At 63.3% G+C, this 24,488-nt stretch carries 22 protein-coding genes and 1 tRNA gene; 12 read left to right on the top strand and 11 right to left on the bottom strand.

The window, feature by feature from the left end; genetic code table 11:
* The first annotated feature begins 10 nt into the window (after positions 1 to 10).
* The 3 genes from GH665_RS02520 (at position 11) to GH665_RS02510 (ending at position 2,276) form a co-directional block, all read left to right on the top strand.
* The gene (locus GH665_RS02520) at positions 11 to 1,669 is read left to right on the top strand and encodes an MFS transporter (RefSeq protein ID WP_153134531.1); all 1,659 of its coding nucleotides are present in this window, start codon (positions 11 to 13) and stop codon (positions 1,667 to 1,669) included.
* An 86-nt stretch (positions 1,670 to 1,755) separates the two neighbouring features.
* A tRNA-Met gene (locus tag GH665_RS02515) sits at positions 1,756 to 1,832 on the top strand.
* A gap of 96 nt (positions 1,833 to 1,928) precedes the next feature.
* Complete coding sequence (locus GH665_RS02510; protein ID WP_153134530.1) at positions 1,929 to 2,276, top strand: hypothetical protein; 348 nt, start codon at positions 1,929 to 1,931, stop codon at positions 2,274 to 2,276.
* Between the two features lie 94 nt (positions 2,277 to 2,370).
* Here GH665_RS02510 and GH665_RS02505 read toward each other — a convergent pair whose 3' ends face one another.
* The 5 genes from GH665_RS02505 to GH665_RS02485 form a co-directional block, all read right to left on the bottom strand.
* Entirely contained in the window at positions 2,371 to 4,509 is a 2,139-nt protein-coding gene (locus GH665_RS02505; RefSeq protein ID WP_153134529.1) for a phosphocholine-specific phospholipase C, read from the bottom strand.
* 99 nt (positions 4,510 to 4,608) lie between these two features.
* Positions 4,609 to 4,953 (bottom strand): hypothetical protein, encoded by a 345-nt coding sequence (locus GH665_RS02500; protein WP_246216126.1) that lies wholly within the window; start codon positions 4,951 to 4,953, stop codon positions 4,609 to 4,611.
* Between the two features lie 13 nt (positions 4,954 to 4,966).
* The gene (locus GH665_RS02495; protein WP_153134528.1) at positions 4,967 to 7,075 is read right to left on the bottom strand and encodes a LamG-like jellyroll fold domain-containing protein; all 2,109 of its coding nucleotides are present in this window, start codon (positions 7,073 to 7,075) and stop codon (positions 4,967 to 4,969) included.
* Positions 7,076 to 7,219: 144 nt separating this feature from the next.
* Positions 7,220 to 8,083, bottom strand: coding sequence for a LysR substrate-binding domain-containing protein (locus GH665_RS02490; RefSeq protein WP_028196337.1), 864 nt, complete (start codon positions 8,081 to 8,083; stop codon positions 7,220 to 7,222).
* Positions 8,084 to 8,211: 128 nt separating this feature from the next.
* A complete protein-coding gene (locus GH665_RS02485; RefSeq protein ID WP_028196338.1) occupies positions 8,212 to 8,655 on the bottom strand; it encodes a MarR family winged helix-turn-helix transcriptional regulator in 444 nt (147 codons plus the stop codon).
* Positions 8,656 to 8,834: 179 nt separating this feature from the next.
* On the opposite strand from GH665_RS02485, the gene GH665_RS02480 reads away from it, so the two are divergent.
* Entirely contained in the window at positions 8,835 to 10,373 is a 1,539-nt protein-coding gene (locus GH665_RS02480; RefSeq protein ID WP_153134527.1) for a DHA2 family efflux MFS transporter permease subunit, read from the top strand.
* A 46-nt stretch (positions 10,374 to 10,419) separates the two neighbouring features.
* Here the strand turns inward: GH665_RS02480 and GH665_RS02475 are convergent, their stop codons facing one another.
* Entirely contained in the window at positions 10,420 to 11,097 is a 678-nt protein-coding gene (locus GH665_RS02475) for a FadR/GntR family transcriptional regulator (protein WP_153134526.1), read from the bottom strand.
* 306 nt (positions 11,098 to 11,403) lie between these two features.
* On the opposite strand from GH665_RS02475, the gene dgoD reads away from it, so the two are divergent.
* The 4 genes from dgoD to GH665_RS02455 all read left to right on the top strand — a co-directional run bounded on the left by dgoD (position 11,404) and on the right by GH665_RS02455 (position 14,769).
* On the top strand, positions 11,404 to 12,552 hold the full coding sequence (gene dgoD / locus GH665_RS02470) for a galactonate dehydratase (RefSeq protein WP_028196341.1): 1,149 nt from the start codon (positions 11,404 to 11,406) through the stop codon (positions 12,550 to 12,552).
* Positions 12,553 to 12,560: 8 nt separating this feature from the next.
* Complete coding sequence (locus GH665_RS02465; RefSeq protein ID WP_408268503.1) at positions 12,561 to 13,928, top strand: MFS transporter; 1,368 nt, start codon at positions 12,561 to 12,563, stop codon at positions 13,926 to 13,928.
* 272 nt (positions 13,929 to 14,200) lie between these two features.
* Complete coding sequence (locus GH665_RS02460; protein ID WP_153134525.1) at positions 14,201 to 14,503, top strand: hypothetical protein; 303 nt, start codon at positions 14,201 to 14,203, stop codon at positions 14,501 to 14,503.
* A gap of 26 nt (positions 14,504 to 14,529) precedes the next feature.
* Positions 14,530 to 14,769, top strand: coding sequence for a YodC family protein (locus tag GH665_RS02455; protein WP_153138182.1), 240 nt, complete (start codon positions 14,530 to 14,532; stop codon positions 14,767 to 14,769).
* A gap of 96 nt (positions 14,770 to 14,865) precedes the next feature.
* On the opposite strand, the gene GH665_RS02450 is transcribed toward GH665_RS02455, so the two are convergent.
* Both GH665_RS02450 and copC read right to left on the bottom strand, forming a co-directional pair.
* Complete coding sequence (locus tag GH665_RS02450; RefSeq protein WP_153134524.1) at positions 14,866 to 15,795, bottom strand: CopD family protein; 930 nt, start codon at positions 15,793 to 15,795, stop codon at positions 14,866 to 14,868.
* On the bottom strand, positions 15,792 to 16,178 hold the full coding sequence (gene copC / locus GH665_RS02445) for a copper homeostasis periplasmic binding protein CopC (protein ID WP_153134523.1): 387 nt from the start codon (positions 16,176 to 16,178) through the stop codon (positions 15,792 to 15,794). Before copC ends, GH665_RS02450 begins: the two co-directional genes overlap by 4 nt.
* Before the next feature lie 375 nt (positions 16,179 to 16,553).
* On the opposite strand from copC, the gene GH665_RS02440 reads away from it, so the two are divergent.
* From GH665_RS02440 to GH665_RS02425, 4 genes are all read left to right on the top strand, one after another.
* On the top strand, positions 16,554 to 17,285 hold the full coding sequence (locus GH665_RS02440; RefSeq protein WP_153134522.1) for a c-type cytochrome: 732 nt from the start codon (positions 16,554 to 16,556) through the stop codon (positions 17,283 to 17,285).
* Between the two features lie 21 nt (positions 17,286 to 17,306).
* Entirely contained in the window at positions 17,307 to 18,605 is a 1,299-nt protein-coding gene (locus GH665_RS02435) for a c-type cytochrome (protein WP_153134521.1), read from the top strand.
* 118 nt (positions 18,606 to 18,723) lie between these two features.
* Entirely contained in the window at positions 18,724 to 19,344 is a 621-nt protein-coding gene (gene trhA, locus GH665_RS02430; protein ID WP_153138180.1) for a PAQR family membrane homeostasis protein TrhA, read from the top strand.
* A gap of 224 nt (positions 19,345 to 19,568) precedes the next feature.
* Positions 19,569 to 21,167, top strand: a complete 1,599-nt coding sequence (locus GH665_RS02425; protein WP_153134520.1) for a DEAD/DEAH box helicase — start codon at positions 19,569 to 19,571, stop codon at positions 21,165 to 21,167.
* Positions 21,168 to 21,204: 37 nt separating this feature from the next.
* Here the strand turns inward: GH665_RS02425 and GH665_RS02420 are convergent, their stop codons facing one another.
* The 3 genes from GH665_RS02420 to GH665_RS02410 form a co-directional block, all read right to left on the bottom strand.
* The gene (locus GH665_RS02420) at positions 21,205 to 21,729 is read right to left on the bottom strand and encodes a hypothetical protein (RefSeq protein WP_153138178.1); all 525 of its coding nucleotides are present in this window, start codon (positions 21,727 to 21,729) and stop codon (positions 21,205 to 21,207) included.
* Positions 21,730 to 21,897: 168 nt separating this feature from the next.
* Positions 21,898 to 22,725 (bottom strand): ferritin-like domain-containing protein, encoded by an 828-nt coding sequence (locus GH665_RS02415; protein WP_153134519.1) that lies wholly within the window; start codon positions 22,723 to 22,725, stop codon positions 21,898 to 21,900.
* 349 nt (positions 22,726 to 23,074) lie between these two features.
* The gene (locus GH665_RS02410) at positions 23,075 to 24,460 is read right to left on the bottom strand and encodes an MFS transporter (protein WP_153134518.1); all 1,386 of its coding nucleotides are present in this window, start codon (positions 24,458 to 24,460) and stop codon (positions 23,075 to 23,077) included.
* Positions 24,461 to 24,488: the final 28 nt, after the last annotated feature.

Below are 24,488 nucleotides of genomic sequence, written 5' to 3'. Positions count from 1 at the left end.
GAGACGACATATGGCTACCGTTGGCGGGCAACTCTCCCAGGCGCCGATGACGCACGAAGAGAAGCGGGTGATCTTCGCATCGTCGCTGGGTACGGTTTTCGAGTGGTACGACTTCTATCTGGCCGGCTCACTTGCGCTGTACATCAGCAAGAGTTTCTTCTCCGGCGTCAATCCGACTGCTGCCTTCATCTTTACGCTCCTCAGCTTCGCCGCGGGCTTCGCCGTGCGGCCGTTCGGTGCAATCGTGTTCGGGCGCCTGGGCGATCTGGTCGGGCGTAAATACACCTTCCTCGTCACGATCGTGATCATGGGTCTGTCGACCTTCCTGGTCGGCTTCCTGCCCGGTTACGCGTCGCTCGGCATTGCGTCGCCGGTGATCTTCATCGCGATGCGCATGCTGCAGGGTCTCGCGCTCGGCGGCGAATACGGCGGTGCAGCAACGTATGTCGCGGAACACGCACCGGCGGGACGCCGCGGCTTCTACACCGCGTGGATCCAGACCACCGCCACGCTCGGCCTGTTCCTCTCGCTGCTGGTGATTCTCGGCGTGCGCACGGCCATGGGTGAAGACGCGTTCGGCGTGTGGGGCTGGCGTATTCCGTTCCTCGCGTCGATCGTTCTGCTCGGCGTGTCGGTGTGGATTCGCCTGCAGCTGAACGAATCGCCGGTGTTCGCGCGCATCAAGGCTGAGGGCAAGACTTCGAAGGCGCCGCTGACCGAAGCATTTGGCCAGTGGAAGAATCTGAAGATCGTGATCCTCGCGCTGATCGGCCTGACCGCCGGCCAGGCCGTGGTCTGGTATACGGGTCAGTTCTACACGCTGTTCTTCCTGACGCAGACACTGAAGGTGGACGGCGCGACGGCCAACATCCTGATCGCGATCGCGCTGCTGATCGGCACGCCGTTCTTCCTGTTCTTCGGCTCGCTGTCGGACCGTATCGGCCGCAAGCCGATCATCATGGCCGGCCTGCTGATTGCAGCCTGCACGTACTTCCCGCTGTTCAAGGCGCTGACTCACTACACCAACCCGGCACTCGAAGCGGCTACGGCGAAGTCGCCGATCGTCGTGATCGCGAACCCGGACGAGTGTTCGTTCCAGTTCAATCCGGTCGGCACGGCGAAGTTCACGAGTTCCTGCGACATCGCCAAGAGCGCGCTTTCGAAAGCCGGCTTGAACTACGAGAACGTCGCGGCGCCGGCGGGCACGCTGGCGGAGATCAAGGTCGGCGATACGGTGATCAACACGTATGACGGCAAGGCCGCCGACGCCAAGGATCAGGGCAAGGCGTTCGACAAGACGCTCGCGACCACGCTGAAGACCGCCGGCTATCCGCCGAAGGCCGATCCGTCGCAGATCAACTGGCCGATGAGCGTGGTGATCCTGACGATCATGATGATCTACGTGACGATGGTCTACGGGCCGATTGCGGCAATGCTGGTGGAGATGTTCCCGACGCGCATCCGCTATACCTCGATGTCGCTGCCGTATCACATCGGCAATGGCTGGTTCGGCGGCTTCCTGCCGGCGACCGCCTTCGCGATCGTGGCGGCCAAGGGCGACATCTACTCGGGGCTGTGGTATCCGATTGTAGTCGCGCTCATCACGCTCGTGATCGGCATGCTGTTCGTCAAGGAAACCAAGGACTCGGATATCTACGCGAAGGACTGAAACGCCTCCAGGACGGGGCAATTTAAAAAAGTTGCGTAGCGGGGGTTGACAGCCCCCAGCCCTATCCTCATAATCTCGCTTCTTTCGGCGAATTAGCTCAGTTGGTTAGAGCGACGGAATCATAATCCGCAGGTCCGGGGTTCGAGTCCCTGATTCGCCACCAGTTGCAAGAAAAAGCCGCTGATCCACAAGGTCAGCGGCTTTTTTGTTTTGGTCTTCCGTTCGGTCTTCCAAATTGCAACTTCAAGGAGGTTTCTTGATGACATTCCGCACCGCCGCCCGTACCGTAGCTGCCACCGCCGCGCTTCTCGCAGCCGTAGCGCCGCTCACCGCCAACGCCCAAACGCCACCCAGCAGTCAGTGGCGCGCCAGCCCAATCACACTGTCGAGCTTGCTGCAGGACGGCTACAAAATCGTCGCGGTCGTGAACGGCGCACATGTCAATGGCGGCTCGGCCGATACGATTTTCGTCCAGCGCGATCAGAGCGCCTTCAAATGCGTCGATCCTCAGCAACCGGACGCGAAGTCGAAAACACCGGCCACGCCGCCGGCCTGCTTCGAGCTGGTCCCACCGTCCGGCGCGAGCGCAGGCTCCGAGGCCAAATAAACACCCGGCCAGATAGCCATAAAAAAAGGAGTCAGCCGAAGCTGACTCCATCAAATGCCACTCCTCGCTTAATCAGCGCGACATTGCTGCTGCCTTAACTCGCCACGCCCATCGCCGGATCGCTGACGCTGTCCTTGCCGGTTTCGACTCGCCCCGCAAAACGCCGCGTGAAACCGCCCGCAGCGGCCAGCGTAAAGTCATACCAGCCGCCCGAGGCGCTCACCGACCAGTACGGCTCGACCTGCATTCCCGCGGGCACCGCGTAGGTCCACGGACCATCGCTGCGATACGCGTTCGAGGTCACGGTCACGTTGGCCGTTGCATTGCCCGTATTCATGATCGTCAGATAGACCGCGTTGTTGACGATGTCATAGCAGACCCGCACCTCCGGATTCGGCCCGGTCGCAACCGTCGCCACGCTGCCCTGAAACGACCGATGAAAACCATTCGGCCCGAGCACCCACAAGCTGTAATTGCCCTTATCGTCGGCGAGCGCGGCCCATGAGTCCGATAGCTCCTTGCCTGCTTCGACGGTATAGCGGCGCGGCGGCCGGTCGAGGTGCAACTGGTCGTACACATGGAACACCGCGCCGGCCGTGCCGGTGTTGCTGAAAATCAGCCAGATCAGACCGTCCTGCACATCGGCATTGGCGCTCACGTGCAGCAGGTACGGCAGTGCACGCGACGGCCGCGACATCAGCACCTGTTGCGGCATCTGCTGGCTCGCCGCCGGAGGCACCGGCACTGCGCCCAACGCGCTCTGCTGTGTGTTCTGCGCATCGGCCTGAGCTTTGGTCGGCGCGGGCAGCGCCGCCACCGGCGCATCGTTCGGATTGCGAAAGTTGAATGCCGAGGTAAGATCGCCGCACACCGCGCGCCGCCACGGGCTGATGTTGGTCTCGGTCACGCCGAACCGCTGCTCCAGAAAACGCAGCACCGACGTATGGTCGAACACCTGCGAATTCACCCAGCCGCCCGTGCTCCACGGCGACACGACGAACATCGGCACACGCGGGCCCGGTCCAAAACATTGTCCGTCCGGCACGATCGGCGACGAATCGCCAGGCGGGTTGGCCTTCGTGAAGTACTCGTACTGCGCGTTGACCGTCGATTTGCCGGCGAACGTGCCGTCGGCATTTTTGCTCGGCGCATCGGGCGGCGGCATGTGATCGAAGAAGCAATCGTTCTCGTCGTAATTGACGAACAGCACGGTCTTGCTCCACACATCCGGGTTGGCCGTCAGCGTGTCGAGCAGCAGTTGCAGGTAGTAAGCGCCCTGCCCCGGCGTCGACGTGCCCGGGTGCTCACAGTAGGCCTGCGGCGAAACGATCCAGCTCACCTGCGGCATCTGGCCGGCCGCGATATCGTCTTTCAGCGACTGCAGGAAGCCGCCGTCGGGCATCGTATTGCCAATGCCCTTGTACAACGGCGCCACGGCCTCCAGTGACTGCGTGTACGGCAACAACGGCGAACCCGGCAGCGTCTCGTTCACCTTGCGGTAAGTCGCAAAGCCGGCGAGCGAGTTGTCCGTGTAGTTGTCCGGCATGTTCTGGTAGACCTTCCAGCTCACACCCGCTGCCTGCAGACGTTCCGGATAAGTCGTCCACGTGAGGCCGGTCGCCGAGGCGCCGAGGCCGTCCCAGCCGTCGTTGTTGACGACCGGATTGGAACCGGCGCTCGCGCCGTTGGTGCCGGTCCACAAAAAGATCCGGTTCGAATTGGTGCCGCCATGCAGCGAGCAGTGATAGGCGTCGCAGATCGTGAACGCGTTCGCCAGCGCGACATGGAACGGCAGATCGGCCTGCTTCAGATAGCCCATCGACACGTCGCCTTTCGCTTTCGGCCACTGTGTCATGCGGCCGTTGTCCCACGCCTGATGCGCGTCAGTCCACGAATGCGGGCCGCCAGCTAGCAGCGCGTTGCCCTTGGTGCTGTCGAGGTAAAACGGCAGCACAGTGCGCGTGCCGTCGTTCTGCTGGAACACGGTCGTGCCGCTCGGCTGCGGAATCGTGAAGCGGTCGCTAAAACCGCGCACGCCCGGCAGCGTGCCGAAGTAATGATCGAACGAGCGGTTCTCCTGCATGAAGATGACGACGTGCTGGACGTCGTTGATGGTGCCGGTCGTGTTGTTCGCGGGAATCGCAAGCGCGCGGCGGATCGCGGGCGGAAACAGGCTGAGCGCGGCAGCGCCCGCGGCGCTGCGCAGGAAGGTACGGCGGTCCAATGAGGTCATGTTTGGCGTGTTGGGATCGTCAGAATCTGTGCGCTTGCCAGGCCGTCGCAGCCAGTGGCTCGACAGGCAGGCGGCAAAGCGCACGCGGCAAACAGCACGTCAGGGCGCGCAGACGAGTTGCGTGTTCTGCAACGGCTGCGCGGCGCTCGCGCCCGATGCGGCGCACGCACCGGAGGCCGGTGCCGCGACGATCGGCACCGGCGCGCTTGCACCGCCCGCACCGGCCGCCGCGTTGTTCGCGGCGGTGCCGGAGCCGCCCGCACCATTGCTGGTGCTGCTGCTCGATCCGTCGCCGCAGCCGGCCATCGATACGCACAGCGCGCAGAGGGCGGCGATCGTCAGCAGGTCACGCGCACGACGCGGCCCGCTGCGGGTTTGCGCTTGCCGCGCCTCGCCTGTCGCCTTCATCCCGGGCGCTTTCGAAAAGGAAACCATTGGGTTCATCGCTGGACTCCGGTCAGTGGGTGAGCGTGGACAATGGCTGTCCCGAACCGAAGATCGACTGCAACTCGGTTTCGGTGACGACACGGGTCCACAGCGCGAGGTCGCCGAACGCCTGTACATCCGGCGGCGTCGCCGCGCACTTGCCGACGGTGTACGGCGGCGTGTAGTTACAGGCATTCATGTAGTAGTGGCCGGTACCGTCTTCGTTCAGGCCGAACACACCGAGGCCCGGCAGCTTGGCGATATTGACGCTCAGCGCCTGGCCCAGCACCTTCTGCTCGCCGAGCACCGGATCGAAGATGTAGGCGTTGATCTTCTTCGCAGCGGTGTCGATAGCCAGCGCGAGATAGGTCCACTTGTTGGCGCTGACGTTCAGGCTGTTGATGTCGTTACGCGTGCTGCCGTCGCCGAGGTTGAAGCGGATGTTGCAGCTCGTGCTCGAGCCCGGGAACAGGCCGATCGCGATGCCGGCATTGCCGCCCGAGTAGTAGTTCTTGTTCGAGAACACCGGCGTGCCGTTACCCGTGAGATTCGCGCACGAGGTGTAGAACCAGAAGCCGATGGTGAATTGCGCGTGGGTCGTAACGTCGTTGGTCTGCGTGAGCTTGTAGCCATCGAAGCCATTGCTGTCGACCGTATGCGTATCGATCTGCAAGCCCTTGCCGCCGAACGGGTCGGCGACCAGCACGCCACCGTCGGCATCCGCAGCCCACGGCCCCATCGTGCTGGCGTTCAGACGATCAACCGGTGGCAGCGCACCGAACGGGTAGTAGCTGGACAGACCGTTGGTCAGCGTGGTCGCGAGCGGCGGCGGCGGGGGCGGAGGCGGCGGGGGTTGCACGTACACAACCTGGGTAATCGTCGCGAGCGGCGCGCTGCCGGCCACTACCGTGTAGTTGAACGGGTAGACGCCGGTTGTCGTCAGGCCGAGTTGGCTGTCGGTATAGGTCGCGGTGCCGGCGGGCAGGCTCGCGATCAAGGTGCCGTTGCGCAGCACGCTGATCGCGCCGGTCGCGGGCGCGGTCCACGTGAGGACAAGGCTGGCGTTATCGCTACCGGTGGTGCCTAATAGTTGCGATACGGGCGTGGCGCCGATGAACTGGCCGCCGTCGAGCGCATAGGTCATCGAATCGGGCAGCATGCCCTTGTAGGCGAGCAGCGTCGGCGTGATGTCGGCGATGCTGGCGCGCGTGTAGAGCGCGGCCATCGTGGCCGGCGCGGTGGTGTTGCCGAGGCGCGCATTCGGCGCCTGGTTCAGCGCGATGAAGCTGGTCGACTCAGCCGGCAGCGGTAAGCCGTCGGTGCCGCCGGCCGCGTTCAGACCGTGACTGCTGGTCACGACGATCAACCAGTTCTCGTTGCTGCGTTTGGCGGTTTCAGCGACCAGCGTGCCGAGCGCGGCATCCAGTTGCCCCAGGGTGCTCGCATAGTTCGCCGACGACAACCCGTCGTTCAACGCGGCGTCCTGCGCCGAGTGGTATTGCGCGAACACCAGCGAGTAGCCGTTGTCGATCAGGTTCACGCCGTTCTGCGTGACGCAGGCGTCGACCGACGCGCAGTTCACGAGCGTGTCGAGATTGCCGGCATTCTGATCCGGCGTCAGCAAGGCCGCGAGACCGCTCGAATCGACGGTCGCGCCCACCGTGCCGGCGCCCGCGGTCTTGAGCATCTGAAATACCGTGCTGCTGTGCGAGGCCTGATTAGGCGCGTCGGAGTTGATCTGGTGACGGTCGGCCCACGTGCCGGTCAGCACGGTCGCCCAGCCAGGTGCATCGAGATTGGGTTGCTGCGACAGCGTGCCGTTGACACCGCCGCTGTACGCGGGCGCCACGGTCAGCTTCGCCAGATTGGGCAGCTTGCCGCCGGCGATCCCCGCGCTCAACGCGCTGTACGTCACGCCGTCGAGTTCGACCAGCAGCATCTTTTTGACCGCCGGCCCAGCGGACGTCGCCGGTGTGCTGGCCGGCGTACCCGCGCTGGCTTGCGTGTTGCCCGCGCCGTTGCCGGAACTGTTGCCGCCGGTTTGCGATGTGCCGCCGCAGCCACTCAGCGCAGCCGTTGCGCCGAGCGCGCCGAGCAGCGCCAGACCGCAGGCGAATTGCACGACGGTGTGCCGTCTCATGTTTGTCCCCTCTCGATGCCGATATGCGCCGGACCATCCGGCGAGTCGATGCAACGATAGGGACCGCGGGCGACGCGGCTATGTCGTTCTGCGCAAGCTGGCCGATACCGGCATCAGCATTTTTTAGGGACCGTTAAGGGGCCGTTAAGCGGCCACGCCGACGTTGGCCATGAAGGCGGTGATGAGACGTGAACCCGCCCGCGCCTCGAGGTAATACAGATACTCCTGGAGGACCGGCGCGTCGGCGTCCAGCGGCAGTTGACGCAAATCGGGATGCGCCGGCGCTTCGCCGAGCGGCATCAGCGTGCAGCCCATGTTGTGGCGGATCGCTTCGTAGATCGCCTCACGGCTGCCGATTTCGATCAGCCTCGCCGGCACCACGCCGATACGCTTGAGCGCGCCCTCGGTGGCCTCGCGAGTCCGCGAGCCAGGCTCGCGCAGCAGCAGCGTATGGGCGGCAACGTCGGCAAGCTTGACCACTTTCTGTGCGGCCAGCGGATGCCTGCAATGCGCGACGACGACGAGCGGATCGTCGGCAATCGTACGGCGTGCGAAACGCGGGTCGTCGACCCGTTGCGACGACACCGCAAGATCGACACGGAAATCGAGAAGCGCATCGAGGATCTGCTGCGAATTGCCAATCTCGACACAAATCTTGACCGCCGGATACTGCCGATGAAACGCCGCGATGGCCGGCAGAATGTAGTAAGGCCCGGTCGCGCCGACCCGCAGATTGCCGGCGGCCAGTTCGCGTTCATTGCGCAGCGTGAAGTCGATATCGCTTTCGGTTTGCTGCATGCGGTCGATCAGCGGCATCAATGCGGCGCCGGCGTCGGTCAGATCGAAACGGCTGCCGCGCCGGTGGAACAGCTCGACACCGTACTGTTTTTCCAGTTGCTGGATGCGCGCCGTGATGGTCGGCTGACTGACTTCGAGCCGCTTGGCGGCGGCGGTGACACTGCCCTGCCGGACGGTTTCGTAAAAGGCAACCAGAAGCGGAGCAAGCATGGAAGGCCAAAGGCAAAACTTCCAACTTATTACCACTACGTGACAATTTCGTTACGAACGGCTTTTGATTTTGTAATGAGTTGCAAGCGCCGCCGCGAACGCGCGGACGCAATACCGTGCGCGCGGCGTTAGCGGTCCACGAGGCTGCTGAGATTGCCGCGCACCCGTTGCAGTAGCGCGATGAGCTGCTTCGCTTCTTCGTCGGTAAAACCGTTCAGCGCTTCGAGTGCGACTTTATCGCCCACCTTGCGCGCTTTGCCGAGCGTGCGCTCGGCCTTCGGCGTCATGCTCACCTGACGCTCGCGACGGTCATTCGGATTGGCCGTGCGCTCGATCCAGCCGCCCTCTTCCATACGGTCCAGCAGCCGTCCCGCCGAAATCGGCGCGACTTCGAGCAGGTCCGCGAGCCGCGCCTGGTTGACGTCGCCGTAGTGGGCGAGGTTGGCCAGCACGCGGCACTGCGCGCGCGTCAGATCGACCGACGACTTCGCGAGATCATCGAAACGCTTGCCTGTCAGGCGTCCGACGTCGGAAATCAGAAAGCCGAAGCGTTCTTCGAGTTGGATGGTCATGTGCGGATTATACGAAGGCTTTGGTTTGTCATCGTCGGAATGCGTGGCGAACGGGTACGCAACGGAAATAACGCGGAAACAAAGCGGGCGCAATTCAGGCTCCGCATAATTCCTGGTGTGCACCTGTGCTGACGGCCGATATACTAAGCATGCTTACTATATCGAAGATCCCCTCCCCCATGCCCTCCGATTCCACGCCGACGAGCGCCGCCGCCCCGCTCAACCGGCCGATGATCACGGTCTCGATCATGCTCGCGACGCTGATCCAGACGCTCGACAGCACGATCGCCAACGTCGCGCTGCCGCACATGCAGGGCACGCTGTCCGCGTCGCAGGACGAGATCACGTGGGTGCTGACGTCGTATATCGTCGCGGCCGCGATCGCCACGCCGCTGACGGGCTGGCTGTCCGACCGGCTGAGCGTCAAGCGGCTGCTGCTCTTCGCGATCGGCGGCTTCACAATAGCCTCGGCGCTGTGCGGATTGTCGGAATCGCTGACGCAGATCGTGGCGTCGCGGTTGCTACAGGGGATTTTCGGGGCCTCGCTGGTGCCGCTGTCGCAGTCGATCCTGCTTGACATCAATCCACGCGAAAAGCAGGGCCAGGCGATGGCGGTGTGGGGCATGGGCGTGATGGTCGGACCGATTCTCGGGCCGACGCTCGGCGGCTGGCTCACCGACAGCTACAACTGGCGCTGGGTGTTTTTCATCAACGTGCCGATCGGCGCGTTCGCGCTATTCGGCGTGGCCACCTTCCTGCCCGCGCGCGAACCGAAGCACGACGCGAAGTTCGACGCGTTCGGCTTTGCCACCCTGGGTCTCGCGATCGGTGCTCTGCAAGCGCTGCTCGACCGCGGCGAACAACTCGACTGGTTCGGCTCGAATGAGATCGTTATCGAGGCGCTGGTCGCGGCGATCAGCTTCGCGTTCTTCCTCGTGCATACGGCCACGGTCGGCAAAAAATCGTTCTTCAAATACGAGTTATTGAAGGACCCGAACTTCGCGACCGGCACGTTCTTCATCTTCGTGATCGGCGCCGTGATGTATGCGACGCGCGCGTTGCTGCCGCCGATGCTGCAGAACCTGATGAATTACCCTGTCGCAACCACGGGTCTTGTGACCGCGCCGAGCGGCGCCGGAACCATGGTCGCGATGTTGTTCGCCGGGCGGCTACTGAAGCGGATCGACGCGCGGTTGTTGCTGCTCGCCGGCTTCCTGATCTCCGCCTTCGCGCTGTGGCAGATGATGCATTACACGATCGTGCTGTCGGCCTCGGACATCGTCTGGCCTGGTGTGATTCAGGGCTTTGGCCTCGGCCTCGTGTTCGTGCCGCTGAGCGCGCTGACCTTCTCCACGCTGACATCTGAACTGCGCGCGGATGGCACCGCGACATACAGCCTGATGCGCAATATCGGCAGCAGTATCGGCATTTCGATCGTGCAGACGCTGATGACGCGCAACACGCAGGTCTCGCATGCGGACCTCGCCGCGAATATCACGCCGTTCAATCCGGCGATCCAGCCGATGCTCAATAGTGGATCGAACTACGACCTGGCGGTGTTGAACGCGTCGATCACGCAGCAGGCGTCGATGATCGCTTATCTGAACGATTTCAAACTGATGTTCATGGCCACCTTGCTGGTCATCCCACTCCTGCTGTTGATCCGGCCGCCGCGCCACGCACCGGATACGTCGGTGGCGCACGCGGCGATGGATTGAACGCGAGGATCGGGTCAACGGACGCAGCGGCGCATTCGCGTCACGCTTACCCTTCGATTCTTCCACGCGTGACGCCCAGCAATCCCGCCATCGCCTCGCGCGCCGCCGTCGCATCACGGTCGCGGATTGCTTCGAACACCGCCGTGTGTTCGGCCAACGACGCGTTGAACACGTCCGCGCGTTTCGCATTCAGGCGAAGCTGCGCTTCCAGCGTGCGCTCGATCAGCGTGCCGAGCGGAATCAGCAATTCGTTGCTGCATGCCGTCAGCACGCTCAGATGAAACTGCAGATCGGCGCGCACCCATTCGTCGACATTACGCGCCGCGACCATCGACGCATGGGCCGCCGCCAGCGCATTAAAGGTGTTGTCCATATGCGAGGCCGCGGCCAGACCCGCCGCGTACGGCTCGATCATCTCGCGCATTTCCTGCAACTTGAGCGCGAAGGCCATCGGCTCGGCGACGCGCGAGTACCAGTCGAGCACATCGGCATCCAGCAGATTCCACGCGTGTTTCGGCCGCACGCGCGTGCCGACTCGCGGACGCGATTCGATCAATCCTTTCGACGTAAGCGTGCGCAGCGCCTCGCGCAACACCGTCCGGCTCACGCCGAAGGTGTCCATCAACTCCGCCTCGCGCGGCAGGATCGAGTCGGGCGCGTAGTCGCCGCGCAGGATCGCGGTCGCCAGCAGATGGGCGACGCGCCCATGCAGATCGTGCTGAATAGCTTTCTCCCCTCAGCCTCTCGGCGCTTTTGATATCGGACCTGAGCCCGCAATGGTCCGCGATTATCCGGCATCCCGGCCCGCCTACCTATGGCTCGACGCCGTTGCGGCGCGGCTCATGCCCGGCCACGACCTCGGCGCCGCCCGCCAACCATCCAGCCGCCCCGGCCAGCATCGCGACCGGCATCCCGCCACTATTTGGCCAATAGTACTATTAATAGTACTTAAGCACGCTTTTGTTGTAGCATGTGAATCCTCGAAATATTCCGCACACGCGGACGCCCAGCCCGCAAGGAGACGCACACCATGAAAATCACCAAGCTCGAAACCTTCATCGTTCCGCCGCGCTGGTGCTTCCTGAAGATCGAGACCGACGAAGGCATCGTCGGCTGGGGCGAGCCGGTGGTCGAGGGCCGCGCGCACACGGTGGCGGCCGCGGTCGAGGAACTGTCCGACTATCTGATCGGCAAAGATCCGCTGCTGATCGAAGACCATTGGCAGGTGATGTATCGCGCGGGCTTCTACCGCGGCGGCCCGATCACCATGAGCGCGATCGCCGGTGTCGACCAGGCGTTGTGGGATATCAAGGGCAAGCATCATGGCGTGCCGATTCACGCGCTGCTGGGCGGCCAGGTGCGCGACAAGATCAAGGTGTATTCGTGGATCGGCGGCGACCGTCCGAGCGACGTCGCGAACAACGCGCGCGCCGTGGTCGAACGCGGCTTCAAGGCGGTGAAGATGAACGGCTCGGAAGAGTTGCAGATCATCGACACCTTCGACAAGGTACAAGGCGTAATCAACAACGTCGCCGCGGTGCGCGAAGCAGTCGGGCCGAACATCGGCATCGGCGTGGACTTCCACGGCCGCGTGCATAAGCCGATGGCGAAGGTGCTGGCCAAGGAACTCGACCCGTACAAACTGCTCTTCATCGAAGAGCCGGTGCTGTCGGAAAACGCGGAAGCCTTGCGCGACATCGTCAATCAGACCAACACGCCGATCGCGTTGGGCGAACGTCTGTATTCGCGCTGGGACTTCAAGCACATCCTGTCGGGCGGCTACGTCGACATCATTCAGCCGGACGCGTCGCACGCGGGTGGGATTACCGAGTGCCGCAAGATCGCGTCGATGGCCGAGGCGTACGACGTCGCGCTCGCGCTGCACTGCCCGCTCGGTCCGATCGCTTTGGCCACCTGCCTGCAGATCGACGCCGTGAGCTACAACGCATTCATCCAGGAACAGAGCCTGGGCATTCACTACAACCAGGGCAACGACCTGCTCGACTACATCAGGAACCCCGAAGTCTTCAAATACGAAGACGGCTTCGTGTCGATTCCGCAGGGCCCGGGCCTCGGCATCGAAGTGAACGAAGAGAAGGTGCGCGAGATGGCGAAGGTCGGCCATCGCTGGCGCAACCCGGTGTGGCGCCACGAGGACGGCAGCGTCGCGGAATGGTGATGGTGTAGTTGAACGCCGCCTGCGGGCGGCGTTTTCTTTGGCTCACCCGCCGCGCCGCCAGCAAAACCAATAAGAGGACACCCGCCGTGGAGACAACCCACCTTCGAACGCATGCCACCGGCAAGCGCCACCGTCTGCTTGCGATGCTGTTCGTCACCGTCGTCATCACGTATCTCGATCGCAGTAATCTGTCGATCGCCGCGACCGCGATCGCTAAAGATCTGCAACTCGATCCGGCCCATATGGGGCTGGTTTTCTCCGCATTCGGCTGGTCATACGCGTTGCTGCAGATTCCCGGCGGCATGCTGGTCGACCGCACGCGGCCGCGGCTGCTGCTGGCGCTCGTCATCGGGCTGTGGTCGCTGGCGACGATTCTGCAAGGCTTCGCCGGCACGTTCGCGATCCTGCTGTCGTTGCGCGTGCTGCTCGGCGCACTGGAGGCACCGGCCTATCCGACGCTGAATCGTGTCGTCACCACCTGGTTTCCCGACAGCGAACGGGCTCGCGCAATTGCCACCTACACGTCCGGTCAATATGTCGGGCTCGCGTTTCTCACACCGGCGCTCGTTCTTACCCAGCAGCATTTCGGCTGGCAGGGCGTATTTTTTCTGACCGGCGCGCTTGGCGTCGCGTGGGGCCTGGTCTGGTATGCGTTGTATCGCGAGCCGTCGGAAGCGTCGGACGTGAATGAAGCTGAACTCGAAGCGATCCGCGCGGGTGGAGGGCTCGTCGAACTGGGCGACACGCGCGGCGCCCGCGCGCGTTATACGGCCGCCGACTGGCGCGCGGTACTCGGCAACCGCAAGCTATGGGGCGTGTATATCGGCCAGATCGCGGTGACCTCGACGCTGTGGTTTTTCCTGACGTGGTTTCCTACCTATCTCGTCAAATACCGGCACATGGATTTCCTGAAGGCCGGTTTCATGGCGGCCGTGCCGTTTCTCGCCGCGTTCGTCGGCATTCTGAGTTCGGGACTGCTGTCGGACTGGATGATCAAGCGTGGCGTGTCGGCCACCGTCGCCCGCAAGGTGCCGATCGTGACGGGCTTGCTGCTGTCCACGGCGATCGTCGGTGCAAACTATGTCGAGACGCCGTCGATGGTGATCCTCTTCATGGCGATCGCTTTCTTCGGCAGCGGCTTTTCGTCGATCACGTGGGTTCTGGTGTCGTCGATGGCGAAGAAGGAGTTGCTCGGCCTCACCGGCGGCATGTTCAACCTGATGGGCAATCTGTCGTCGATCTGCGTGCCGATCGTGATCGGTCTCATCGTCAGGAACGACGACTTCAAACCCGCGCTGGTGTTCATGAGCGCCGTCGGCCTGCTCGGCGCGTTGTCGTATCTGTTTCTGGTCGGGCGCATCGAACGGATTCGCTGAAGATCAGCCACGCGCCTTTCAGAACGCTTTCCCGACGTCTGGCGCGCGCGTCACGTGGCGTTACGTGGCGTGACGCGCGCGCCGTCGCAGTTACGTAACATCAAGGACCGGAACGGTCGGAAACCGCGTTTTCCGACCGTTCAAACGCCCCCGCCCAACTTGTGCAAAGCCTTATCCATAAAGGTTCTGGCGCCGTATGTCCGGCAGCCGACATACACATGGCCCGCTCCTTGCTCAAATGTGTTCAAACAACACATGCAGCGGGGAACATCATGGGCGAATTCCTTCCAGACTATCTGATCCGAGAACAGGCCGCCGTCGGCGCGCTGGTGATGTTCGGCGTGCTTCGTCTCGTCGGCGCGATGCTCGCCTACGAACGCGGCTGGCGCATCTCCGTGGTCGAAAAATGCTTTATCGCAGCCGCGGTGCTGTACTGCCTGCCGCAACTCTTCGATCTGCTGACGCAGATGTACGGCTCGCGTGCCGCCGGCGCGGAACTGGAAGGCAAGGCAGCGGGTTGCGCGATCGCGCTCTTCTGCGCACCGATAGTCGGACATCGGCTCGGCCTCGAATAATCGTGCTGATCGAACGGATGCTCGCGATGCGGCTGGGAAAGCGGCCTGCAAGGCCCACCAAGCCCGCAAAACCCATCTACCGCGTCGGCGACGTCCTGACGCTCAAGTCCGGTGGACGCCGGATGACCGCGACCTGGAGCGGGCCGGTACTGTTCGCGCCGGGTAACTGGCTGATCTGCCAGTGGTTCGGCGACGACGGCGAACTGCAACAGGAGATGTTTCCGGAAGAAACGCTGGAGCGGGCGCACAACGCACTCGCCGCCTGAAAGGGCAGCACCGGGTAGTAACGGATCAGCCGGCCACCGCCGGGCGACCGTGTGTATTGCGCCGCACGCTCTTGCTGTGCGGCGCTTTTTTTGATCTCAGCCCAACGCGGCAAAGGCCGGCACGCTGTGCGCCAACGCGGCCGCTGCGACGAACACGCCGATCATCGCCAACGCCTCCAGATACAGCACGTTGACGAAGGTATGCGCGTCCATCGTCGAGGCTGTGCGGCGCAAGCGCGGCAGCGCCAGGAAGCGGTTGAGTCCGCCCAGCACCAGCGCAAGCGCGACCAGCGTCAGCTTCAGCGTGAGCACGTGCCCCCACGTGCTCATCTCGATCGCCTGAAACGAGCCGCCCGAACCGCGCACGGCATTGAAGATGCCGGTAAGCAGCACCAGTCCGACCGCCACGATCGATACGTTCGACACCTGCGTCGCCGTGCGGATCAGCATCCCGCGGGCGGTCGAGGTGCCGAGCGCGGGCAATACCGAGAGCCCAGCCGCCATGGCCAGGCCGCCCCACACGCTCGTGACCAGCACATGCAGCGTCTGCATGGCGATCGCCGCCGACAGCGGGCCGGCATCGGCCGCGTGCCCGAGCGACGCCTTGCCCGCCGCGATTACGATCACCGCGAACCACAGCAGCGCATTACGCAACATGCCCGTATGACCCGCCATGGCGGTGCCCAGCAATAGCAGCGCGCCGGCGAACGCCACGCTCCAGCCATAGCCGACATGGGTTTGCGTCAGGACGGTCGGCACCACCCCGATGGCCGACGGCAACGCGACGCCGCTCATCGAGGCCGCCTGATACAGCAGCCAGCCGAGATCCGCGAGCACCAGCACGACGGTGGCCGTCAGCATCGACCGTTGCGCGCGCAACCAGGCGGGTCGCGCAGGGTTGATCTTGGCCTGCGCGTCTTTAGCGAGCCACGCGCCGAGCAACGCCGAACCGACGGCAAACGCAAACGCGACATTCATGAGCGCGGCCATCGCGACCTGCCCGATCCACAGTCCGTCCATGCTCATTTGACGATGAACGCGAAGTTGCCTTGCGTCCGGTGGCCGTCAGTGGCAACCGCGGTCCATTGCACCGCGTAGCGGCCGGCCGTCAGTTGCGGCAGCGCCAGGTGCATCACCTTTGCATCACTTTGGTCGACTTGCGACGCAGCGGGCGCGGCGGGCTTGCCGCTCGCGTCGCTCAGTTCGATCCGGCTGAAAGCCGGCTCGAGCGGCTCGGTGAAATGGATCGTCACTTCAGTGGGGGCGGCCACTTCGGCGTTCGCCGCCGGCTCACTCGAGATCAGATGCGCGTGAGCGAAAGCCGTCGACGTCACGACCAGCGCGGCGGCGCCGACCATCAACGCACGCAGCGCCAGGCGGGAAAAATTGAATAGCTTCAATAGCTTCATGTAAGGCCGATAGCTTGTGGAAAGTAAAACGGTGGACGTTGGGCTTAGGGGCACGGACGCCGGACAGACGCCGGCGAGCCCGGAAGTGTACGCTTCGATGGCCGGCGCGCGCGTCGGTTCAACCTGCTTTGTCACGCCAACCGAGATGAACCGGGCGCGCGCCCGCCGTCGTCCGGACAAAATCGAGACGGCCGGCCCACTTACCGCCCAGCGGCGCCGGCGCGCGTCAAACTGTCGCATGGCTGTCACACCAGGAACCTTCTCTAATGTGGCAAATAGTCACCATCACCCTTCGATGATAGAATGCTGCGTCGCCGCAGCGCCGGCTGCCCTTCACACCGAGCCGCTCGAAGTTCGGTCAGGTCCCCGATTTTGATGGAGTTACGCGTGTCTTCAAGACGCATTTTCCGCCCGCTGCTTGCCCTTCTGCTGATCGGCTCCGCGGGTGTCTATAGCGCTGCGAAAGCGCAGACTCAACCGAAGGCCCCCGATACGATGGAAGCGCGCGTGCAGGGTTGCACGGCCTGTCACGGCTCGCACGGCCAAGGTACCGACAACGACTACTTCCCGCGTCTGGCGGGCAAGCCGGCCGAGTATCTGTACAACCAGTTGCAGAACTTCCGCGAAGGGCGCCGCAAGTATCCGCCCATGAACTACCTCGTCACGTATCTCTCGGACGACTACCTTCATCAGATCGCCACGTACTTCTCGCAGCAACGGCCGCCGTACCCGGCGCCGGCCAAGCCGACCGTGTCGGCGGCCATCGTTGCGCGCGGCCAGCAGATCGTGCTGCACGGCGACACATCCAAACAGATTCCGGCCTGTGCGGCTTGCCACGGCAAGGCGCTGACCGGTATGGAACCCGCTATCCCGGGCCTGGTCGGTCTGCACTCGGACTACATCAGCGCGCAGTTGGGTGCATGGCGTTCGGGTTCGCGTCATGCCATCGCTCCTGATTGCATGCACACCATCGCCACCCGTCTCACCGATGACGACGTGAACGCCGTCGCAGCATGGCTTTCCACGCAAACGGCCCCACAAAACCCCGTGCCGGCTCCGGCCCGCTCGATGAAGACTCCGCTTGCCTGCGGCAGCGAACCGCAATAAGGCACCGGGAGAGACACTCAAATGAAACGCAAGTCTTTGTTCGCCCTCTCGGCAGTCGTCGTCGTTGCGGCTGCCGCACTCGTTCCCGTCCTCTGGTCGGGCGGCGACAATCTGCATAACGGCTCGGCTATGGCGGCAACGCCCGCCGACCAGGCCGCGCTGATCAAGAAGGGCGAGTACCTCGCCCGCGCCGGCGACTGTATTGCCTGCCACACGGTGCGCGGCGGCAAGCAGTTCGCCGGCGGCCTGCCCATGCTCACGCCGTTCGGCACGATGTTCACGCCGAACATCACGCCTGACGACCAGTACGGTATCGGCAAGTGGACGCAGGACGACTTCTACCGCGCGATGCACACGGGCCGTTCGAAAGACGGCAGCCTGCTGTATCCGGGCTTCCCGTTCACGAGCTACACGAAGGTCACGCGCGCCGACTCGGACGCGATCTACGCGTACCTGCGCTCGGTTACGCCGGTCAATGTGCCGAGCCGTCCGCACGAACTGAAATTCCCGTTCAACCAGCGCAACATGCTGATCGGCTGGCGCACGCTGTTCTTCCGCGAAGGCGAGTACAAGGCTGATCCGACCAAGTCGGTCGAATGGAACCGCGGCGCGTACCTGATCGAAGGCCTCGGCCACTGCGGCATGTGCCACACGTCGATCAACGCAATGGGCGGCCCGGTCAGCTCGGCGGCATTCGCCGGCGGCCTGATCCCGCTGCAGAACTGGTATGCCCCGTCGTTGACGTCGAACAAGGAAGCCGGTCTCGGCGACTGGGACACTAAAGACATCGCCGATCTGCTGAAGACCGGCGTGTCGAATCGCGGCGCGGTGTTCGGTCCGATGGCTGAAGTGGTTCACAACAGCCTGCAGTACATGTCGGACGAAGACATCAATGCGATGGCTACGTACCTGAAAACCATTCCGCAGAAGAGCGAGGCGCCGGAACCCCTGCAACTCGAAACGTCGGAAAAGTTCGGTGGCGAACTGTTGAAGCAAGGTCAGAAGATCTACGCTGACAACTGTGCGAAGTGTCACGCGGAAAACGGCCTCGGCATGCCGCCGGCCTTCCCGCCGCTGGCGAACAACCAGTCGATCCAGATGCCGTCGGCGGTCAATCCGATCCGTATGGTGCTGAACGGCGGTTACCCGCCGAGCACGGCAGCCAACCCGCATCCGTACGGCATGCCGCCGTTTGCCCAGGCACTGTCGAACACGGAAGTGGCCGCCGTCGTGACCTACATTCGTATGTCGTGGGGCAACCACGGTACGGCTGTGTCGCCGCAGCAAGTGTCCGATCTGCGTTCGGCGCCGCTCGACTAAGCAGCGTGTGATGCACCTGGGGCGCGGCCTGCGAATCACGCGGCCGCGCCCTTCGTTTTTTCAGGACCGGTATCATGTGGGGATAAACCCTTATGAAACCGCGCAGGAGGAAAGAGCCGTGCATGTCGGGGAGCGTTTCAACAGCATTACCCATCTCGTCGGCGCCGTGCTGTCGGTGGTGGGACTGGCTACGCTCGTGACAATGGGCGCGCTCGCCGGCGACGCGTACAAGGTGGTGAGTTTCAGTGTCTACGGTGCAATGCTGTTCGTGCTGTATGCTATCTCGACGCTTTACCACAGCGTGCGCAATCCGCGGGTCAAAGCGGTTCTGCAGAAATGCGACCATTCGGCGATCTACCTGCTGATCGCCGGCAGTTACACCCCATTCACACTTGTTACGTTGCGTGGACCGTGGGGCTGGTCGCTATTCGGCGTAAGCTGGGGGCTTGCCGCTCTCGGCATCGTGCAGGAACTGACGCTCGGACGACGCACCCGCAGCGTTTCGATGGTGTTGTATGTATTGATGGGATGGCTCGCGCTCGTTGCCGTCCGCCCGCTGGTTGAAGCTTTACCGGCAGCGGGTACCGCCTGGCTCGTGGCCGGCGGGATCATCTACAGCGCCGGTATCTACTTCTTCATCAACGACGAGCGCATCCGGCACGGACATGGTATCTGGCACCTGTTCGTACTGGCGGGCAGTCTGTGTCAATTCGTCAGTGTCGCGCGCTACGTCGCATGACATCCCACGGCGGCGAAATGCAACTTAAGGCCAGTCAACGTGTCTGCATAGCGCGTTGAAGCATTCGGCACGCGTATCGCGCGTGCCGCCGATTTCTCTGCGACCGGAACTGGGCTTTGGCCTCGAACACGCCATGCGGGCGTGTTCATGCCGCGCCTGTACCCGCTTGGGTCCACGTGGTGCCGTCTGGCGCCGTTCGCGAAACTGCATTGCAAAGAGCATTTATGTCTTTTGATTCCCTCGGCTTGTCCGAACCGCTGGTCCGCGCTGTCCACGAACTCGGCTACACCACCCCGACTCCGATCCAGACGCAAGCAATCCCCGCCGTGCTCAACGGCGGCGACCTGCTGGCCGGCGCGCAGACCGGCACCGGCAAGACCGCCGGCTTCACGCTGCCGATCCTGCAGCGTCTGAACACGATGCCCGCTGTCACCTCGGCCTCGGGCAAGCGCGTCGTGCGCGCGCTGATCCTCACGCCGACGCGCGAGCTGGCCGCCCAGGTCGAAGAAAGCGTGCGCGCCTACGGCAAGTACCTGAAGCTGAAGTCGACCGTGATGTTCGGCGGCGTCGGCATCAATCCGCAGATCGGCGCGCTGCGCAGCGGCGTGGACATCGTCGTCGCGACGCCGGGCCGTTTGCTCGACCACATGCAGCAGAAGACCATCGATCTGTCGCATCTCGAGATTCTCGTGCTCGACGAAGCCGATCGCATGCTCGACATGGGCTTCATTCACGACATCAAGCGCGTGCTCGCGAAGTTGCCGCCGAAGCGGCAGAACCTGCTGTTTTCGGCTACCTTCTCCGACGAGATCAAGACGCTCGCCGACAACCTGCTCGATTCGCCGGCGCTGATCGAAGTCGCGCGCCGCAACACGACGGCCGAGACGGTTGCGCAGAAGATTCACCCGGTCGACCGCGACAAGAAGCGTGAACTGCTCACGCACCTCATCAAGCAACACAACTGGTTCCAGGTGCTGGTGTTCACGCGTACCAAGCACGGCGCGAACCGCCTCGCCGAACAGTTGACCAAAGACAGCATCAGTGCGCTGGCGATTCACGGCAACAAGAGTCAGTCGGCCCGTACTCGTGCGCTCGCCGAGTTCAAGGACGGCACGCTGCAAGTGCTGGTCGCAACCGACATCGCGGCGCGCGGCATCGACATCGATCAACTGCCGCACGTGGTCAACTACGATCTGCCGAACGTGCCGGAAGATTACGTGCACCGCATCGGCCGCACGGGTCGCGCCGGCGCGACGGGCGAGGCGATCTCGCTGGTGTGTGTCGACGAACTGCAACTGCTGAAGGACATCGAGAAGCTGATCAAGCGTCCGGTGCCGCAGGAAGTGATCGCCGGTTTCGAGCCGGATCCGACCGCGAAGCCAGAGCCGATTCTGCGCCGTGGCCAGGGTGGTGGCGGCGGCGGTGGTGGTGGTCGTTCGCCGCGTCAGAGCCAGGGTGCGCCGAAGCGCGATGGCGCCCAGCGCGATGGCGCCCAGCGCGATGGCGCCCGGCGCGATGGCGCGTCGGCTGCCAAGCCGGCACAACGCTCGGGCCAGCGTCCGTCCAATGGTCAGCAGCAGCCGAAGCCGCAAGCTGCGAAGCCGGCCGGCAACGGCGGCCAGCCGCGCCGCGACGGTCAGCGTCACGACGGTCAGCCGCGTGCAGCGGCGCACGAAGGCGGTGCCGCCCAGCACGCACCGCGCAAGCCGCAGGGTGCAAAGCCACAAGGCGGCAATCCGGGTGCGCTGCTCGGCGGCGCCAAGCCGCGCAACGACGCACCGCGCGGCGGCCAGCCGACGCGCAGCGGCCAACGCGGCCGTTAAGTTTTAGGCAATGCCTGCTCGCTAGCCCCGTCCCAGACTAACGGCTAGCCGCAGCGGCAGCTTGCTTCAGGTGCTCGATCTGCCGTTCCCATCGATCGAGCACCGCCTCCCCTTCCCCTTGCAATTCAAACGTAATGCCGCTTGTCAGGCGCGCATAACGCACACTTTGCGCCTCCCCCGTGTCGATCGAACCGCGGAGGTACACGAGGCCGCTGTCGTCGTCTGCCACGCCCGCTAGCGGCGTCAAGCGCAACTGCACCTGATAGAACGCTTCATCGCAGACGAACGTCAGCGCGGCCCGTCCGCTTTGCGCAATCACGCGCGCCGCCCGGGCCTGTGGCCACAACGCGAGGCAGAGCGAGCGCGAATCAGGCGCATACAACTCGCCGACGCCAAGCAGCGACGTGCGCATATGGCCGTTCGCATCGACGGTGAGCAGGGCGGCGGTGAACCCCGTCTTGCTCGCCAGTGACGAACCGTCGAACAGCGCGCGGACCGCGTCAGGCCATTCGTCGAACACGTGCTGTTCGAGCGGGCGTTCGGGTGAAGGAAAATCGCTCATCGTATCGATCCGGTCCGAAACAGGTTGCGGGGTGCGCGGATTGCCGGCGCTGCGGGCGTTGCTGGCGCCGCTGGTGTTGCCACGATCAATCATGCCTCGAAAAACGAATGACCCGCGCGAGCGGGCCATTCCTCTTCATCCATGCGCCGCAAACTCAGCCGAAGAACATCAACGGAAAAACACGTGCTGCGTGATCTTGGCGAGCGGGTAATGCACACCCGGCTGAATCTTGGCCGGAATATCGAGCGGCTTGAGCAGCATTTTCACGCACATGTCCGCCGACAGATTGCGCCGCACCAGCGCATTGATGCGCGCCGCGCGTTCGCGGTTATAGGCCGAGTCGTGCACGCGCTCCGGATATCGAATCGCAAAGACATGACGCAACGCGATCTCCGAGTCTTCGTTCTTGATTTCCATCACACGGCGCATCAACGCGCCGAGAACCGCAAGACGCCCGTTTCCTTCGATCTTGTTGTACTTCTTGAAGAACTTGAAAAAGTGCTTGTAGTGACGGACTTCGTCGGTGCGGATGTTGTCGGTGATCTGCTTGAGCACCGGCTCGTCCGAACATTCGCCGATCGCGCGATAGAGCGTGGCGGTGCCCGTTTCCACCACACAGCGTGCAACCATTTCGAGCGCGCGGGTCTTCTCGAAGTCTTCGACCGAGCAGGTCAGCGAATACTCTTCCATGAAATTGCGGAACGCGGTGTCCCAGTCGAACTCCGGCCAGACGTAGGCGATATACGTCTTGAGAGCCCGGCCGTGCTGCATTTCTTCCGGCTCCCATTCCTGGTTGAGCCACGCCGAAACTTCCGGATCGCCGTCGAAGAAGGTGCTCAGGTTGCTGGTGTAAAGATCGGTACCACTTTCAATAAACGAAGCGGCGCACAACAGAAGCAGCAGGTCTTCGTTAGCCACTGCCTTCTGGCGATCTATGCGGGTGAGGTCAATATCCTCGATCCGCCAGGGCATCACATGGTTCAGCTCAGTGTGCATTGTGTCTTTGCTCCGAAAGCTGTATCGACTCGTGGAGCGCGCCCGGAACCGCCCGCTATTGCAAGGACGGTCCGCCGTGCCAGATACAGCGCCTTGAATTAGAGTTAACCCCTTGTATCTTGCATCTTAGCCGGTGTTTAGCAACTCTGCAGATAACCCAGCACAGACCATGCCGTGCCGCCGCAGTTCCAAATTCACGGTAGTCGAATCCTTCGGTTGATTACAAGCGGCGCCCGCAAGGCGAAAAAAAGCCAGCTCGAAGAGCTGGCTTTGAGTTGAACCGGGTGCACCTCACGCACGGCAAGGCTCGCTGCGCAGCACAACGGCCGCCGGCCGAAGCGTCATGGCGTCATGCGAGCTGGACGCGTTCGAGCTGCCGGACGCGCCGCATACGCCACGCAACCACGACCAGCGACAGGCCCGACAGCACTGCGGCAATCAGCACGTAGTAACTCGGCGCAAGCTTGTCGCCGGTCAAGTGAATGAAGGTCTCCACAATCGTCGGCGCAAAGCCGCCGAAAATCGTCACGCCAATGCTGTAACCGATTGAAAGACCGGTGGAGCGCACCTGGGTCGGGAAGATCTCCGACATCAGCGCGGGCATCGGCCCGGAATAAGCCGCCTTGAAGATTCCGGCGGTACCTTGCAGCAGGAGCAGCCAGCCGATCGTCGGATGCGATTGCAGCAACGCAAACATCGGGTAGATCGACGCGCCCATCAGAATCGATGTCGTCAGCATGATACGAATCCGGCCGATGCGGTCGGACAATGCGCCCATCACCGGCGAGAGCAGGAATTGCAAGCCGCCGTTGAGCACCACCACGCCGAACGAAGCCGCAGCCGGCATATGCAATTGCTTGACCGCGTACATCGGCATGTAGAGTTGCAGCACGTACACGCCGACCGTGGACTGCGCAACGATGCCCACCGCCAGCAACAGGTTCACCCATTGATTGCTGAACGAAGTGTCCTTTTCCCGCGGCGGCTCCTGACGCTTGCCGGCGGCCTGGCGCGCCGCCTCACCCGCTTCACGCTCTTTACGCAACGCGAGAAACTCCGGCGTCTCGTCGAGATGCGAACGGATGTAATAGCCCACTGGCCCGACCAGCAGACCGAACACGAACGGCAGGCGCCAGCCCCAGCTATTGAGTTGCTCGGGCGGCATCCACGCGGTCAGCAGCGATCCAAAGGCCGCTGCGGTGATTGCCGCGAGACCCTGGCTTGCGAACTGCCAACTCGCGTAGTAGCCGCGACGCGACGCGCTATGCTCGACCATGAAGGCCGTCGCACTGCCGAACTCGCCACCCACCGCGAAACCTTGCACGAGCCGTGCAAGCAGAATCAACACGGGTGCCGCGAGACCGATCGACGCATACGGCGGCATCACCGCCATCGTGAAGGTACCGACCATCATCAGCGCGATCGCGAGCGTGAGCGCCGCCTTACGGCCCTTGCGGTCGCCGTACATGCCCAGCACGACGGCGCCCAACGGCCGCATCAGGAACGAGATGCCGAAGGTTGCAATGGCGAGCAGCGTCGAGAGCCACTCGTCATGCATCGGAAAGAACTGTTTCGCGATGATCGTCGCGAAGTAGCCATAGACCAGAAAATCGAACCACTCGAGCGCATTGCCGATCGACGACGAAAACACGATACGCCGCACCATCGCTTTCGAAAGCGGCGCGGACGTGGAATGGGGGGAAGCTGTCGCGGGTTGCGACGCGGGGGTGTTCATGATGTCTCCTGCCCTGCCTGATATTTGA

It is taken from the genome of Paraburkholderia agricolaris, assembly GCF_009455635.1.
In the GTDB taxonomy this organism is placed as follows: Bacteria; Pseudomonadota; Gammaproteobacteria; order Burkholderiales; family Burkholderiaceae; genus Paraburkholderia; species Paraburkholderia agricolaris.
Note: the sequence above shows the minus strand (reverse complement) of the source record. Positions and strands in the feature narration are given on the sequence as shown.